Here is a 14,887-nt window from a genome sequence, read left to right on the forward strand (position 1 = left end):
CACGGGGAGGGAAAGGTCACAGCCCTGTCATCAGGTCGGCTTCAGCGGTCTGCCCTAGCATCCGAGCATGACGGTCCTGCCTGACGACGGGCTCTCACTGGCCGCCGAGTTCCCTGACGCGACGCAAGAGCAGTGGCAACACCTGGTCGAGGGTGTGCTGCGCAAGTCCGGCAAGGAAGTTTCGGGCGAGGCCGCCGAGGACGCCCTGTCCACGACGCTGGAGGACGGGCTGCGCACCCGTCCCCTGTACACCGCGCGCGACACCGCGCCCGACCCCGGTCTGCCCGGCTTCGCGCCCTACGTGCGCGGCGGCCGTCCGGAGGGCGGCATCGCGGGCGGCTGGGACGTACGGCAGCGGCACGCGGCGGCTCCCGACGGCGCGGTCCTGACCGACCTGGAGAACGGCGTCACCTCGCTCTGGCTGCTCGTGGGCCGGGGCGGCATCCCGGTGTCCGGCCTCGCCCGCGCCCTCGACCGTGTCTACCTGGACCTGGCCCCGGTGGTCCTGGACGCGGGCCGGGACACCGAGGCGGCGGCGGCCGAACTGTTCCGGCTGTACGCCGAGAAGGGCATCGATCCCGCGGCGGTGCGCGGCAACCTGGGCGCCGACCCGCTGGGGTACGAGGCGCGCACGGGTGAGGCCCTGGACTTCGCCCCCGTCGCCGCGCTCACCCGGCGCGTGACCGAGGACTTCCCTGGCCTGCGCACGCTGACCGTGGACGCGCTGCCGTACCACGAGGCGGGCGGCTCGGCCGCGCAGGAGCTGGGCGCCTCGCTGGCCACCGGGGTGGCCTATCTGCGCGAGCTCACCGAGGCCGGTCTCGGCGTCGAACAGGCCCTCGATCAGCTGGAGTTCCGGTACGCGGCGACCGCAGACCAGTTCCTGACCATCGCCAAGCTGCGCGCGGCCCGCCGGCTGTGGGCGCGGGTCGCGGAGGTCAGCGGGGCGGCCGACGCGGGCGCCCAGGTGCAGCACGCCGTCACCTCGCCGGTGATGATGAGCCGCCGCGACCCGTGGGTGAACATGCTCCGCACGACGCTCGCGACGCTGGCCGCCGGGGTGGGCGGCGCCGACTCGGTCACCGTTTTGCCGTTCGACCACGCGATCGGCCTGCCGGACGCGTTCGCCCGCCGGATCGCCCGCAACACCTCGACGATCCTCATCGAGGAGTCGCACCTGGCCCGGGTCATCGACCCGGCCGGCGGCTCCTGGTACGTGGAGCAGCTGACCGACGAACTCGCCCACGCGGCCTGGGAGTTCTTCCGGACCGTCGAGCGGGACGGCGGCCAGGCGGCCGTACTCCGCTCCGGCCGCCTCCGGACGGACCTCGCGACCACCTGGGCCGAGCGCTCCAAGAAACTCGCCAAGCGCCGCGAACCCATCACGGGCGTCAGCGAGTTCCCGCTGCTCGCCGAGAAGCCGGTCGAGCGCGAACCCGCACCCGAGCCGCCGTCGGGGGGCCTCCCCCGCGTCCGCCGCGACGAGGCCTACGAGGAGCTGCGCGCCCGCTCGGACGCCCACCTCGCGGCGACGGGCGGCCGCCCCCGGATCTACCTGGCGACGCTCGGCCCGGCCGCCGCGTACACCGCGCGCGCCACCTTCGCCGCCAACCTCTTCCAGGCCGGCGGCATCGAACCCGTCACCGAGGGCAGTTTCGAGGAGAGCGGCGCCACCGAGGCGGTGCTCTGCTCCAGCGACGCGCTCTACGCCGAACAGGCCGCGCAGACCGCCGAGTCGCTGAAGGCGGCCGGTGCCCGGCACGTGGTCCTCGCGGGCCGGGGCGAGTTCGCCGGTGTCGACTCGTACGTCTTCGCGGGCTGCGACGCCGTGGCCGTGCTGTCCGAGACCCTCGACCGCATCGGAGTGTCCTGATGGGAATCCCCGACTTCTCCGGCATCGAGCTGGGGACCCCCGTCACCGAGGGCGGTGACACCGAGTGGCGTACGGCCGTCAAGCACGCCACGGGCAGTGAGGCGCCGGTGTGGGAGACCCCGGAGGGCATCGGGGTCAAGCCGCTCTACACCGGCCGTGACCTGGAGGGCCTCGACTTCCTCGGGACCTACCCGGGCATCGCGCCGTACCTGCGCGGCCCGTACCCCACGATGTACGTCAACCAGCCCTGGACCATCCGGCAGTACGCGGGCTTCTCCACCGCCGAGGAGTCCAACGCGTTCTACCGGCGCAACCTGGCGGCCGGCCAGAAGGGCCTGTCGGTCGCCTTCGACCTGCCCACGCACCGGGGTTACGACAGCGACCACCCGCGGGTGACCGGTGACGTCGGCATGGCGGGCGTGGCCATCGACTCGATCTACGACATGCGGCAGCTGTTCGACGGCATCCCGCTGGACAAGATGACCGTGTCGATGACGATGAACGGCGCGGTGCTGCCCGTACTGGCGCTGTACATCGTGGCGGCGGAGGAACAGGGCGTACCGCCCGAGAAGTTGGCCGGGACCATCCAGAACGACATCCTCAAGGAGTTCATGGTCCGCAACACCTACATCTATCCGCCGAAGCCGTCGATGCGGATCATCTCCGACATCTTCGCCTACACCTCGCAGCGGATGCCCCGCTACAACTCGATCTCCATCTCCGGCTACCACATCCAGGAAGCGGGCGCGACAGCCGACCTGGAGCTGGCGTACACGCTCGCGGACGGCGTCGAGTACCTCCGGGCGGGCCGGGAGGCGGGCCTGGACGTGGACGCGTTCGCACCCCGGCTCTCCTTCTTCTGGGCGATCGGCATGAACTTCTTCATGGAGATCGCCAAGATGCGGGCGGCCCGGCTGCTGTGGGCCAAGCTGGTCTCGCAGTTCGAGCCGAAGAACACCAAGTCCCTCTCCCTGCGCACCCATTCGCAGACCTCGGGCTGGTCGCTGACCGCGCAGGACGTCTTCAACAACGTCACCCGTACGGCCGTGGAGGCGATGGCGGCGACCCAGGGCCACACCCAGTCGCTGCACACCAACGCCCTCGACGAGGCCCTCGCCCTGCCCACCGACTTCTCGGCACGCATCGCCCGCAACACCCAGCTGCTCATCCAGCAGGAGTCGGGCACGACCCGGGTCATCGACCCGTGGGGCGGCAGCGCCTACGTGGAGCGGCTGACCTACGACCTCGCGCGCAAGGCCTGGGCGCACATCCAGGAGGTCGAGGCGGCGGGTGGCATGGCCAAGGCGATCGACGCCGGCATTCCCAAGCTGCGCATCGAGGAGGCCGCCGCCCGCACCCAGGCCCGGATCGACTCCGGACGCCAGCCGGTGATCGGCGTCAACAAGTACCGCGTCGACAGCGACGAGCAGATCGACGTCCTCAAGGTCGACAACTCCTCGGTACGCACCCAGCAGATCGAGAAGCTGCGGCGGCTGCGGGCGGAGCGGGACGAGACGGCCTGCCGGGACGCGCTCGACGCGCTGACCCGGGCCGCGGACGGCGACGGCAACCTGCTGGAGCTGGCCGTGCACGCGGCCCGCGCCAAGGCGACCGTCGGTGAGATCTCGGATGCTCTGGAGAAGGTGTACGGCCGGCACGCGAGCCAGATCCGTACGATCTCCGGTGTGTACCGCAACGAAGCAGGCGAGTCCCCGAACGTGGACCGCACCCGGGCCCTGGTCGACGCCTTCGACGAGGCCGAGGGGCGCCGCCCGCGCATCCTGGTCGCCAAGATGGGCCAGGACGGTCACGACCGCGGCCAGAAGGTGATCGCGACCGCCTTCGCCGACCTCGGCTTCGACGTCGACGTCGGCCCGCTGTTCCAGACCCCGGAGGAGGTCGCCCGGCAGGCGGTGGAGGCGGACGTCCACGTGGTCGGCGTCTCCTCGCTGGCGGCCGGCCACCTCACCCTCGTACCGGCGCTGCGCGAGAAGCTCGCCGAGGAGGGCCGGGCGGACATCATGATCGTGGTCGGCGGGGTGATCCCGCCGCAGGACGTGCCGACCCTCCTGGAGATGGGCGCCACGGCCGTGTTCCCGCCCGGGACGGTGATTCCGGACGCGGCCTACGACCTGGTCGAGCGGCTGTCGGCGGAGCTCGGGCACGGCCTGTGATCGATGTCGACGCCTATGTGAAGGGTGTACTCGACGGGAAGCGCGCGGTCATCGCCCGCGCCATCACCCTCGTCGAGTCCACTCGTCCACAACACCGGGTGCTGGCACAGGAGTTGCTCACCGAGCTGCTGCCGCACAGCGGCCGGGCCCGGCGGATCGGCATCAGCGGGGTGCCGGGCGTGGGCAAGTCGACGTTCATCGACGCGTTCGGCACGCTGCTGACGGGGCTCGGGCACCGGGTGGCCGTGCTCGCCGTGGACCCGTCGTCCACGCGGACGGGCGGCTCGATCCTGGGCGACAAGACGCGGATGGAGCGGCTGGCGGTCGACCCCGCCGCCTTCGTCCGGCCCTCCCCCAGCGCCGGCACGCTGGGCGGGGTGGCGAAGGCGACCCGCGAGTCGATGGTGGTCATGGAGGCCGCCGGGTACGACGTGATCCTCGTCGAGACGGTCGGCGTCGGGCAGTCCGAGACCGCGGTCGCCGACATGGTCGACTCCTTCCTGCTGCTCAGCCTGGCCCGCACCGGCGACCAGCTCCAGGGCATCAAGAAGGGCGTCCTGGAACTCGCCGACGTGATCGCCGTCAACAAGGCGGACGGCCCGCACGAGCGCGACGCCCGGTCCGCGGCACGGGAGTTGGCGGGCGCGCTGCGCCTGATGCACGGCAAGGACGCCTTCTGGACTCCCCCGGTGCTCAGTTGCAGCGCGCGTGAATCGACCGGCCTGGAGCTGGTCTGGGAGCGCCTGGAGCAGCATCGGGCGCTGCTCGACTCCACCGGGCGGCTCGCCGAGAAGCGCCGTGACCAGCAGGTGGGTTGGACCTGGTCGATGGTCCGGGACGAACTGCTCGGCCGGCTCGCCGCCCATCCGGCGGTGCGCGCGGCCGCCCCTGGCCTCGAACAGCAGGTCAGGGACGGCACGTTGACGGCGACACTGGCCGCCGAGGGCATCCTGAAGGCGTTCGGCGAATCCCCGGACGGCCCTCAGGCCAGCTGATCCCGGAGCGTCTCGCGGGCCCGGGCCACGCGGGACCGGACCGTGCCGACGGGACAGTCGCTGACCTCGGCGGCCTCCGCGTACGGCAGTCCGACGAGTTGGGTCAGGACGAACGCCTCGCGCCGTTCCTCGGGCAGCGACTCCAGGAGGTCGAGGAGCGCGACGCCGTCGTCGAACCCGGGCAGCCCGTACGGCTGGGCCCGCTCGACGGCCTGTTGCCAGTCGGGGACGTCCGCCCGGCGGGGCCGGGCGGCGGCGTACCGGTGGCTGTCCACGACGGCCCGGCGGGCGATCGACAGCAGCCAGGAACGGGCCGAGCCATGGCCCTCGAAGCGGTGCAGGCTGCCCAGCGCGCGCAGGAACGTGTCCTGCGCGAGGTCGTCGACCGCCTGCGGGTCGGCGCAGAGATGGGCGACGTACCGGAGGACGTCGCGGTGCAGAGCCCGTACGAACGCGTCCACGGCGGCCGTGTCCCCGGACCGGGCGGCGAGAGCCCAGGCCGTGATCGACGCGTCGCGTTTCTCGTCCGGCGCAGGGCGTGCGGGCAGGACGGAAGTGATCACTCGGTGTCCTTGTGAGAAAGGTGAGCGGGGGAGACGGCCCTGCGGCGCCTGCCTCAGCGCGGTGCTCGAGCGAGCGTGCGGCCGCCGTGTTCGTCCGGGGCGCGCATGGGCGGCCCCGGAACACCAGCTGTCGTCAGGCGACAGCCGTCCGCACCGGTGGACCCCGGGAAGTGATCGAGTGGACGAGGAGAAGCAGCCGCGGCGCCCGGTCCGAACGGCGGCGGCGCAGCCGGGGGCGCGGGCGCTCGGGAGTGACCGGCAGGGCGAGCAGCAGCCGGAGCGGCGCGACCAGCCGGCCGGCGACGGCCCGGACGATACGGAACGCTGCGCGTTCGCCGTGGCCGAGCCAGAGGCCGCACAGCAGCGCGGCGAGGAGGTGGGCGGCGAACATGCCGGTGGAGGCGGTGCCGCCGGTGCCGAAGCCCAGGTATTCGACGGGGTCGGTGTGGGCGGGGCCCATGTGCATCGACCCCATGTTCATGGCGGTCATGTTCCCGGCCATGTCCATATGCACGGACCCCATGGACGTCATGGGTACGGTGCCGCTCGTCCACGCCTGAGCTGCGGAGAAGCCGGAGTGCAGTGCCGTCTGGGCGCCGACCGCGGCGGACACGACCAGCGTCAGCCCGCGTTCGCGTCCGGACAGGGCCCAGCCCAGGGCGCCGGTGAGCGCCAGGGCGGCGGCCAGTGCCCAGCCGGGCACTCGGTTCCCGGACATCATGACGTGGCCGAGGGCGGCGAGCAGCACGCAGACGGCCGCGAACACCGCGGACCGTACTGTGCGCACACACCACCCTGCCGTCATGGCGCATCATCCTCGCATCCGGTCCGGTCCCGTCGGGGAGTGGTACGGCGATCCACAGCCAGTGCGCTCAACTCACAGGCGGGGTGGGGTGGTTCACAGCGGCGGTCGGCTGCGGCTGGGTGGGGGCCGGTCACTCCCCAGCCGCGTCCTGCATAGCTGCGGGCAGGCGTGCCGCAGGGCGGCACGGGTGGGCGCTGGGGGTCCCCCCGGCCGAAGGCTGGGGGAGGCACCCGGCAAGCGCCGGCAAGCGTCCCCACCCCCCGGCCCCAGCTCGCCTCAGCCCTGCTCCCACGGTCCCTCCGGCACCGCCGTCCGTACCCTCGCCCCCGTCACGTCCACCACGATCGTGCGGTCGTCGTCCAGGTCCTCCCTGACCCGGCGCAGCCGTCCCGCCCCGTCGATCCAGTACCGCAGCGGCACGTCACCGGCGGAGAAGACGTCGTAGCGACGGCCGTCGATCCGGTCCGTCCCCAGATGGCGTCGGCCCGACCGGGCGATCCGCCGGGCGTCTCCCGGGCGCTCGGCGGCGAGGGACAGCGTCAGCCGCAGCGCCGTGTCCAGCGAAGCCGGCCCGTACCGGCGGCGGATCCACGCCGTCGGCTTCAGCCGCGCGGCGTCCCGTACCGCCTCCGCCGTCGACGCCGGTTTCGCCAGCGGGCCCGCGCTGCCGTCGGCCTTCGGGCGGGCGACCGCCAGCCCGGCACCGTCCCAGGCCAGCAGCCCCCGCTCCGCCGCGTCCCCCGTGTCGAACCAGCCCACCGCCCGGCGCCGGTGCTCGTCGACCACCGCGCGGACCACGGCCGTACCGCCGGGCAGCGGCGCCCGTACCGTCACCTCGGCCGGGCTGTCCCGGTAGACGCGGACCGGCGTGAGGGCCAGTCGCCGGGCCTCGTCCGGCGACAGGGGGCGGGGACCGTCGCCGCCGGCGACGAGGAACGGCAGCGCCGCGCACGTTCCCGTCACGGCGGCGAGGGCCGCCCAGGTCCAGGGGGACCGCAGCCGTGCTCGTACGCGCGCCGGTGTCATCCGCATGGCACGTACCTACACGCGGACGGGCCGCACCCGGTCGACACCGGTGCGCGGCCCGCCCGTCATCACCCTTGCGGGGTGCGCCGTTTGCCCCACGGAGCAGGTCCGCGGCCTGGGTGGGGGGAGTCGAAGCCGACGCGTTCGCCGTCGTTCGGGCACCGCGGCGGTGTCATCTCCGGTGGAGGCGTCATCTCCGGTGGAGATGACTGACATCCCGAACCATCGCCGTGCGGAGGGAAGCATGGTGGACGGCCGAGCGCTGGGGAAGGGTGAGAGCAACGCCTCCTGTGAGGAAGGTCCCGTGTCCCAGTCGTCGTCGTCCGAAATCCGCTCCCCGCACCGGGAGGCGGCCGCCGAGGCCGCCCAGGGGGTGCCGGGCTGGCTGATCGCGCTGTTCGCCGTCGCCTCCGGCATGACCGTCGCGAACCTGTACTACGCGCAGCCCCTGCTGTCCGAGCTGCGCGGCGTCTTCCACATCGGTGAGGCCACCGCGGGTCTGCTGATCACACTCACCCAGGTCGGCTATGTGATCGGCATGATCTTCCTGGTGCCGCTCGGCGACCGGCTGGAGAAGCGGAGCCTGATCACCGCACTGCTGACGGTCACCACGCTCGCCCTGGTGGCGGCGGGTCTCGCCACCGGGTTCCCGATGCTGCTGGCCGCCTCGCTGATCAGCGGGGCCACCTCGGTGGTGGCGCAGATCCTCGTCCCCTTCGCCGCGAGCCTGGCGCCCGACCACGCCCGGGGCCGGGTGGTGGGCCGGGTGATGAGCGGGCTGCTCACCGGCATACTGCTGTCCCGCACGCTCAGCAGCCTGGTCTCCAGCGTCGCCGGCTGGCGGGTCGTCTACCTCGGCTCGGCCGTCCTGATGGCCCTGCTGGGCGTGGCCCTGCGGCTGGCCCTGCCCCGGCACGCGCCGACCACCTCCGTCCCGTACCACCACGTGCTGCGCTCCACGGCGGCGCTGGTGCGCACACACCCCGTGCTGGTGCGCCGGGGCCTCTACCAGGCGGCGATGTTCGGTGCCTTCAGCGCCTTCTGGACCACCGTGTCCTACGTCCTGACCGGGCCGTACTTCCACTACTCCGCCGTCGGAGTCGGAGTGTTCGCGCTGGTCGGAGCGGCCGGTGCGGCCGTGGCCCCGTTCGCCGGGCACTGGGCCGACCGCGGGCTGACCCGGCCGATGACCGGTGCCGCGTTCGGCGTGGCCGCGCTGGCCTTCGCCATGGCCGGCTTCGGCCGGCACAGCGTCATCCTGATCGCGCTGGCGGCCGTCGCCCTCGACATGGCCGTCCAGACCAGCCTGATCCTCGGCCAGCACACCGTCTACCAGCTCGATCCCCTCGCCCGGGCCCGCCTCAACAGCGCCTTCATCGCGATCTTCTTCATCGGCGGCGCCCTCGGCTCGCAGCTCGGCTCGATCGCCTTCCGGGCCGACGGCTGGAGCGCGGTCAGCCTCTTCGGGGCCGCCCTGCCGGTGCTGGCACTGCTGTACTGGCTGACCGAGCGCCGGCCCCGCGCGGCGCGCACGGCATAGGGCGGCGCAGGGCGGAGCACCTCGTCGACACTCCCCCGGTCCGCTCCTGGGACCGGTCGGCGCCTGCCTAGGATGCAGCGGAGATCGCCGCCCGGCCGAGGCGGGCGCTGCGCCACCGGGAGCGGATGATGGACCTGCGGCAGATGGAAGTCGTCGTCGCCGTGGCGGACGCGGGCGGGTTCACGGCGGCGGCGCGGCGGCTGCACGTGGTCCAGTCCGCCGTCTCCGGCACGGTCCGTGCCCTGGAACGCGAGCTGGGCACCGCGCTGTTCACCCGGACCACGCACCGGGTCCGGCTCACCCCGGCCGGCGAGGCGTTCGTCCCGGCGGCCCGGCAGGCCCTGCGCGCCGCCGAGCTGGCCCGGGAGGCGGTCGACGCGGCGAAGGGGGAGCTGCGCGGCCGGGTGACGGTCGGCACGATGCAGGGGGTCTGGGCGAACCTGCACCTCGCGCTGGCCGCGCTGCGGGCGGAACACCCCCGTGTGGTCGTGCGGTTGCGGCAGGCGGCGGTCACCGACCTGCGGCAGGCGCTGCGCGAGGGCACGGTGGACCTGGCGGTGGTGGCGCTGGACCGGCAGCAGCAGCGCGGGCTGGTGAGCAGGCTGCTGTCCCGGGAGGAGATGGTCCTGGTGGCCTCGCCCCGCCGGACCCTCGCCACGAGCGGCACGAGCGGCACGAGCGGCACGGTGGACCTGGCGGACATCGCCGAGCTGCCGCAGGTGGAGTTCCCGCCCGGCTGGGCCATCCGGGACGCGGCCGACCGCTCGTTCCGCGCGGCGGGCGTCGAACGCGCCACGACCTTCGAGGTCAACGACATCGTGGCCGCGTCCGAACTGGTCCGCAACGACCTCGGGATCTGCATCATGCCGCCGACCATCGCCGACCGTTTCCCGGACCTGACGACCTACCGGATCGCCCGGCACGCGCCGACCTGGAAGGTGATGGTGGTACGACCGCCGGGGGAGCCTCCGGCGGCGGTCGCGGCACTCTTGCGCCACATCACATGACGTGAGCTCTCGTCAGCAGGCAGCAGGCAGCAGGCACGGGGACGGCGACCGGCCCCGCGCCCGCCCGTGCCGGATCAGAAGTCGTCGGACTCGGGGATCACGTGCATCGCGGCCTCCTCCGCCGACGCCCCGGCGCCGTCCAGGCCCCGGTCGGAGGCGAACAGGTCGGAGTCGGTGACCTCGTGCGCGCCCTCGTCCGGTGCGAGGAGCCGTCCGGCGCGGCCGTCGCCGACCTCGTCGTCGAGGAGTTCGCCGTCCGTGTCCCAGGCGTCGCCGAGGTCGTCGCCCTCCGGGACGGCGAGGTCCGGGACCTCCTCGGCGAGGCGCTCGTCCAGGGTCTCCCCGCGCCGCCCCTCCGCGGCCGTGACGCCGGTGTGCTCCACGGCCCAGGGCCGCTCCGGCGGCGAGTAGCCCTCGTCCAGGGCCTCCTCGCCGGCCCGGTAGTCCAGGGTGTCCGAGGCGTCCAGCAGACCCGCGTCGTCCTGCACCTCCGAACCGTCCGGCTGGTAGACCTCGTCACCCATCGCCTCGTCGGTCATGCGCGCTCCATCGTCACTCGGGCCATCGGTTCGATCCGGCCGTCAGCGGAAAGGGTAGGGGCCGTGGTCGCGGCGGTGCGCGGCGATCACGAAAACACCAGCCAGCAGCGCCCCCAAAGGGGCGCTGGGGGTACCCCCGGCCGAAGGCTGGGGGAGGAACTGCGCGACCAGCCACGACGGCGCCGCGGACGAACAACGGCATGGCACGGCGCTTCCAGCCAACCGCTCAGCTCGTCGGCGCCCCCGCCTCCGCGCCGGGCCCGGCGCACAAGGCATGGTCGACGAGGACGCCCGTCGCGCGATTGAGGGCGGCCAGGTCCGGTGGTGCGGACGTGGTCGTAAGGAAGACGGTCACCGCGCGCCGGCCGTCCGCGCTCACCGCGGGCCGGGTGTTGACGCCGGCCCCGTCGCCCTCGTGGGTGTAGTAGTAACCGCCGCAGGAGAGCGGGATCTTACGCAGCCCGAGGCCGTAGGTGCCCTCGGGCATCTCGGCGACGTCCTCCGGGTCGTCGGTCCGCTCGACGGTCTGCCGCATCTCGCGCCACTGCTCGGCAGGGAGCAGCCGGCCGCCGGCCAGGGCGCGGAAGAAGGTGTTCAGGTCGGCCGTGGTGCTCACCACTCCGGAGTCCGCGGTGTGCTGGAAGCTGTGCTCGGTGACGTCGAGGCGCTTGCCGTCGGCGGTCGTCAGGTACGCGTTCACATACGGGGCGGGCAGGTAGGGGTCGAGGCCGGGAACGGTGGTGTTCCGCAGTCCCAGTTTCGCGATCACCCGGTGCTCGACCAGGTCCGGCCAGCTCGCGCCGCCGGCCTTCTCGGCGATCATCCCGGCCAGCAGGTAGTTGGTGTTGGAGTAGGCCCACCGGGTGGCCGCGCCGGGCTTCGGTACGAACAGCGGCCGGTGCTTCATCGCCACCGCGACCAGATCGGCCGCGGGGGTGGTGTCGTAGCGGTTCTCGTCGAAGTGGTTGATCAGCCGGTCCTGGATCTCCGGGTCGTCGACGTAGTCGTACAGACCGCTGGTCTGGCGGAGCAGGTCGCGGACGGTGATACGGCTGCCGTCGTTGCCGCTGCCGGAGACGACCCCCGGCAGCCAGTGCTCGACGGTGTCGTCCAGCGACAGCCGCCTCTCCGCGGCGAGTTGGAGGACCACGGTCGCCGTGAACGTCTTCGTCGTGCTCGCCACACGGAAGTGCGCGTTCCACGGGATCGGGTCCGGGGAGCCGGCGGTCCGGGTGCCGATACGGGCCATGAGCGGCGCCCTGTCGGCCCGGTCGACCCTGGCCAGCACGTTCACCTCGCCTCCCCCGGCCTGCCGTACGGCCGCCAGGTCCCGCCGGAGCGCGGACTCGCCGTAGGAGTGCCGCGCGGCCGGACGGTGTCCGGCGGTGACGGCGGTCGCGGTCAGGGGTGAGGCCAGCGCGAGCAGCGCTGTGGCCAGCATGGCGGCCCCGGCCCTCTTCGACGACGGCATCAGCATGTTCGAATCCCCCGTTGCTCTGGGTGTCGGTCGGTGACGGCCACCAGCCAACCGGAACCGGAGACGCGTGAGGATGGGACTTCCCTCCGAATGAGGGGTGTAGGTACCCCCCCTCGTGCGTGCGCCGGCCACCGCTGGCGACCGCCGGCCACCCACCACCCGGTCCCTTGACCCGCCACCAATCTGAGGATTCAATCAAATCTGACCGTTTACCCATTGGTCATCCGGAACCACCGGTGCAGCCGCGTACCGCCGCCCGAGCCGAAGCATTCTGGAGGATTTCGCCATGTCATCCGCCACGTCATCCGCCATGTCTCCTGACGCGACCCCGCCCGCGTACACGCCGCCTCCGCCGCGCATCCGCGCGGGACTGGACGACGCGGCCGGCCGGCTGTCCGGGGTCGACGCACTCCTGGCCGAACTGCCGAAGACCCCGCCCCGGGCACCCGACGCGGACGGCGACGAGGAGAAACTGGGCGCCGTCACCGTCACGCACCGCTTCGCGGACGCTCCCGGTGACGGCGATACCGTGCGCTGGCACTACGTCGAATGCGGCCCGGCCGACGCCCCTGTCGTCGTTTTCCTGCACGGCGTACCCGACTCCTGGTGGCAGTGGCACTACGCACTCGAGGCCCTCGGCACCGAACACCGCTGCCTGGCCGTCGATCTGAAGGGCTACGGCCAGTCGGAGAAGGGCACGGGGGATTTCCGCCAGGAGGGAGTCGCCATCCAGCTCGAAGCCCTCCTGGACCGGCTTCGGATCGAGCGGTTCAGCCTGGTCACGCACGACAGGGGAACTCCGGTGGGAGACCACCTCGTCGCCCGCATGGGACATCGGGTCGTCCGTTACGGCCGGGGACAGCAGCACCTCTGGCATCTCCACCCCGACCTGCACCCGCAGGAGGCCCTTTTCACCTCGCCCGACGCTCCCGGCACGCTGGCCGACGCCCGGCGGTTCGTGGCCCTGGCCTACACCCTGCTCACCGAGCGCCCGGTGCGGAGCCCTGACCTCGTCCGCACCGTGCAGGAATTCGGCTACCAGGGAATCAGTACCGCCGTCCCGCGTTACTTCCACTCGTCTTCGTTCCGCCAGGAATGGATCGAGCGACGCACCCGGCTCATTCCCCGGTGGACATGTCCGGTCCTGCTTCTGCAGGGTGCCGACGACCCGGTCCAGCCCCGCGAGTTCTACACCGATCCGCAGGTCCTCGCGCGACTCCCGCGGGGAAGTGCCGTGCACCTCTTCGACTCCGGCCACTTCTGGCCTTTCGAGGCGCCCGAGGAAATGACCACCGTGCTCCGGGAATTCCTCGGACAGGATCCAGCCGGAATCGGGCCTGCGGCAGGCTGAGCACGCGGACGCGGGGCGGGGGCGAGCAACGGCTCGCCGCCGCACGGAAGTTGGTACGGCCGCCGGCGCGGACGGCACCGGCGAAGGATTCAGGCCTGGCCGTCGGCTTCCGGTACCGGTCCGCGCACCGGGGCGGCCGGCGGAGCGGGGTCGGGGTCGGCTGCCCGGGCCGCTCGCCGGGCGAGCGGTACGAGGGCGATGGCGATCGCGCCGCCCAGCCCGGCCAGGGCGAAGACGGTGAAGCCCCAGCTGTCGTGGCCGTTGTCGGCCAGTGTGCCGACCAGCCAGGGACCGAGCACCGCGCCGCTGCGGCCGACCCCGGTCACCCAGCCGAGCCCGGTGGCCCGTGCGCTTTCCGGGTAGACGCTGCTGGTGGCGGCGTAGACCATGACCTGCGCGCTGAAGAGCCAGATCCCGGTGACGGCGACCACGACGTAGGTGACGGCCAGCGACAGGTGCGCCTGGAGCAGCAGCGCGCCGGCCGCCGTGAGGACGAACCAGATCGCCGAGACGCGCACCGCGCCGTAGCGGTCGGCCGTGCGGCCGGCGATCAGCATGCCGACGATTCCACCCGCGTTGATCACGAGCAGGAAGCTGACCGAGGAGGTCATGCCGTAGCCGGAGGCCAGCATCATCTGCGGCAGCCAGGTGCTCACGCCGTAGACCAGGAGCAGACCGCAGAAGGACGCGAGCCACAGGAGCGGCGTGGCGAAGCGGGACTCGGGGGCGAACAGGGCGCGCACCGCGTCCAGGCGGCCCTTCGCCCCCGCGGCCGGGGCCGCGACCCGGGTGACGCGCGGCAGTCCGTACCGGTCGGCCGTCGCGTCGGCCCGGTCCCGCCGTCCCTGCGCGAGCAGGACACCCGGCGACTCGGGCATCAGCCTGAGCAGCAGCGGTACGGCGATCACGGCGGGGATCACGCCGGCCCAGAACACCCAGCGCCAGCCCGCTGCCGGGGCGAGGGTCAGGCCGAGGCCGGTGGCGGCCATTCCGCCCACGTGGTAGCTGGTCATCAGCAGGCCGGTCGCCAGGGCGAGTCGGCGGGGCGGGGCGAATTCCATGACGATGGCGAGGCACAGCGGCATCAGCCCGCCGAGCCCGAGGCCGGCGAGGAACCGGCCGGTGCCGAACAGCGCGGGGTTCGCGGCCGAGGCGCACACGGCCGAGCCGGCGGAGAAGAGGCTCACGCTGACCACGAGCACGGGCCTGCGGCCGACCCAGTCGGTGATGTTTCCGGCGGTGAGCGCTCCGACGAGCATGCCGAACGTGGTCCAGCTGCCGATGGTTCCGGCGGTGGCCTTGCCGAGTCCGAGGCCGCCGTCCTCCAGCATGTGCGGCAGGACGGCGCCGTAGATGTTGACGTCCATGCCGTCGAAGAAGACCGCGAGCCAGCACAGGGCGAGGACCGGGGCGACGGTGCGCAGGGTGTGGCGGGGTGTGTCGGGCGGAGACATGGGTGTGCCGTGGAAGGTCATGGGGGCTCCAGGAGTGCGGTTCGTACGCGACTCGGTCGCAGCACGGGGGCGGATCTGCCACG

General features: G+C 72.8%; 12 protein-coding genes. 6 read left to right on the forward strand and 6 right to left on the reverse strand.

The features are described from left to right. Positions 1 to 67: 67 nt before the first annotated feature. The 3 genes from ACFWPS_RS32810 to meaB are packed head-to-tail and all read left to right on the forward strand — an operon-like array spanning position 68 to position 5,042. Complete coding sequence (locus ACFWPS_RS32810) at positions 68 to 1,873, forward strand: methylmalonyl-CoA mutase family protein (protein ID WP_383711645.1); 1,806 nt, start codon at positions 68 to 70, stop codon at positions 1,871 to 1,873. Further along, positions 1,873 to 4,047: a methylmalonyl-CoA mutase gene (gene scpA / locus ACFWPS_RS32815; RefSeq protein WP_383711648.1), complete on the forward strand. Its 2,175-nt coding sequence runs from the start codon at positions 1,873 to 1,875 to the stop codon at positions 4,045 to 4,047. Before ACFWPS_RS32810 ends, scpA begins: the two co-directional genes overlap by 1 nt. Next, a complete protein-coding gene (gene meaB / locus ACFWPS_RS32820; protein WP_383711650.1) occupies positions 4,044 to 5,042 on the forward strand; it encodes a methylmalonyl Co-A mutase-associated GTPase MeaB in 999 nt (332 codons plus the stop codon). The genes scpA and meaB overlap by 4 nt, the downstream gene beginning before the upstream one ends. Here meaB and ACFWPS_RS32825 read toward each other — a convergent pair. From ACFWPS_RS32825 to ACFWPS_RS32835, 3 genes are all read right to left on the reverse strand, one after another. Continuing rightward, positions 5,030 to 5,605, reverse strand: a complete 576-nt coding sequence (locus ACFWPS_RS32825) for a sigma-70 family RNA polymerase sigma factor (protein WP_383711652.1) — start codon at positions 5,603 to 5,605, stop codon at positions 5,030 to 5,032. The two genes, meaB and ACFWPS_RS32825, sit on opposite strands and share 13 nt — an antisense overlap. A gap of 133 nt (positions 5,606 to 5,738) precedes the next feature. Continuing rightward, positions 5,739 to 6,410, reverse strand: coding sequence for a hypothetical protein (locus ACFWPS_RS32830; RefSeq protein WP_383711654.1), 672 nt, complete (start codon positions 6,408 to 6,410; stop codon positions 5,739 to 5,741). A gap of 276 nt (positions 6,411 to 6,686) precedes the next feature. Further along, on the reverse strand, positions 6,687 to 7,442 hold the full coding sequence (locus ACFWPS_RS32835; RefSeq protein ID WP_383711656.1) for a hypothetical protein: 756 nt from the start codon (positions 7,440 to 7,442) through the stop codon (positions 6,687 to 6,689). A 367-nt stretch (positions 7,443 to 7,809) separates the two neighbouring features. On the opposite strand from ACFWPS_RS32835, the gene ACFWPS_RS32840 reads away from it, so the two are divergent. Further along, the gene (locus ACFWPS_RS32840; RefSeq protein WP_383711746.1) at positions 7,810 to 8,976 is read left to right on the forward strand and encodes an MFS transporter; all 1,167 of its coding nucleotides are present in this window, start codon (positions 7,810 to 7,812) and stop codon (positions 8,974 to 8,976) included. Between the two features lie 128 nt (positions 8,977 to 9,104). After that, on the forward strand, positions 9,105 to 9,983 hold the full coding sequence (locus tag ACFWPS_RS32845) for a LysR family transcriptional regulator (RefSeq protein ID WP_383711659.1): 879 nt from the start codon (positions 9,105 to 9,107) through the stop codon (positions 9,981 to 9,983). 74 nt (positions 9,984 to 10,057) lie between these two features. Here the strand turns inward: ACFWPS_RS32845 and ACFWPS_RS32850 are convergent, their stop codons facing one another. After that, the gene (locus tag ACFWPS_RS32850) at positions 10,058 to 10,522 is read right to left on the reverse strand and encodes a DUF5709 domain-containing protein (RefSeq protein ID WP_217547305.1); all 465 of its coding nucleotides are present in this window, start codon (positions 10,520 to 10,522) and stop codon (positions 10,058 to 10,060) included. Positions 10,523 to 10,748: 226 nt separating this feature from the next. Further along, a complete protein-coding gene (locus tag ACFWPS_RS32855; protein WP_383711662.1) occupies positions 10,749 to 11,999 on the reverse strand; it encodes a serine hydrolase domain-containing protein in 1,251 nt (416 codons plus the stop codon). 286 nt (positions 12,000 to 12,285) lie between these two features. Here ACFWPS_RS32855 and ACFWPS_RS32860 point away from each other — a divergent pair, with 286 nt between their 5' ends. After that, the gene (locus ACFWPS_RS32860; RefSeq protein ID WP_383711665.1) at positions 12,286 to 13,350 is read left to right on the forward strand and encodes an alpha/beta fold hydrolase; all 1,065 of its coding nucleotides are present in this window, start codon (positions 12,286 to 12,288) and stop codon (positions 13,348 to 13,350) included. Between the two features lie 89 nt (positions 13,351 to 13,439). Here ACFWPS_RS32860 and ACFWPS_RS32865 read toward each other — a convergent pair whose 3' ends face one another. Next, positions 13,440 to 14,825 carry an MFS transporter gene (locus tag ACFWPS_RS32865; protein ID WP_383711668.1) on the reverse strand — a complete coding sequence of 462 codons (1,386 nt, stop codon included), beginning with the start codon at positions 14,823 to 14,825 and terminating at the stop codon, positions 13,440 to 13,442. Positions 14,826 to 14,887: the final 62 nt, after the last annotated feature.

It is taken from the genome of Streptomyces sp. NPDC058457 (genome assembly GCF_042720695.1).
Lineage (GTDB): Bacteria > Actinomycetota > Actinomycetes > Streptomycetales > Streptomycetaceae > Streptomyces.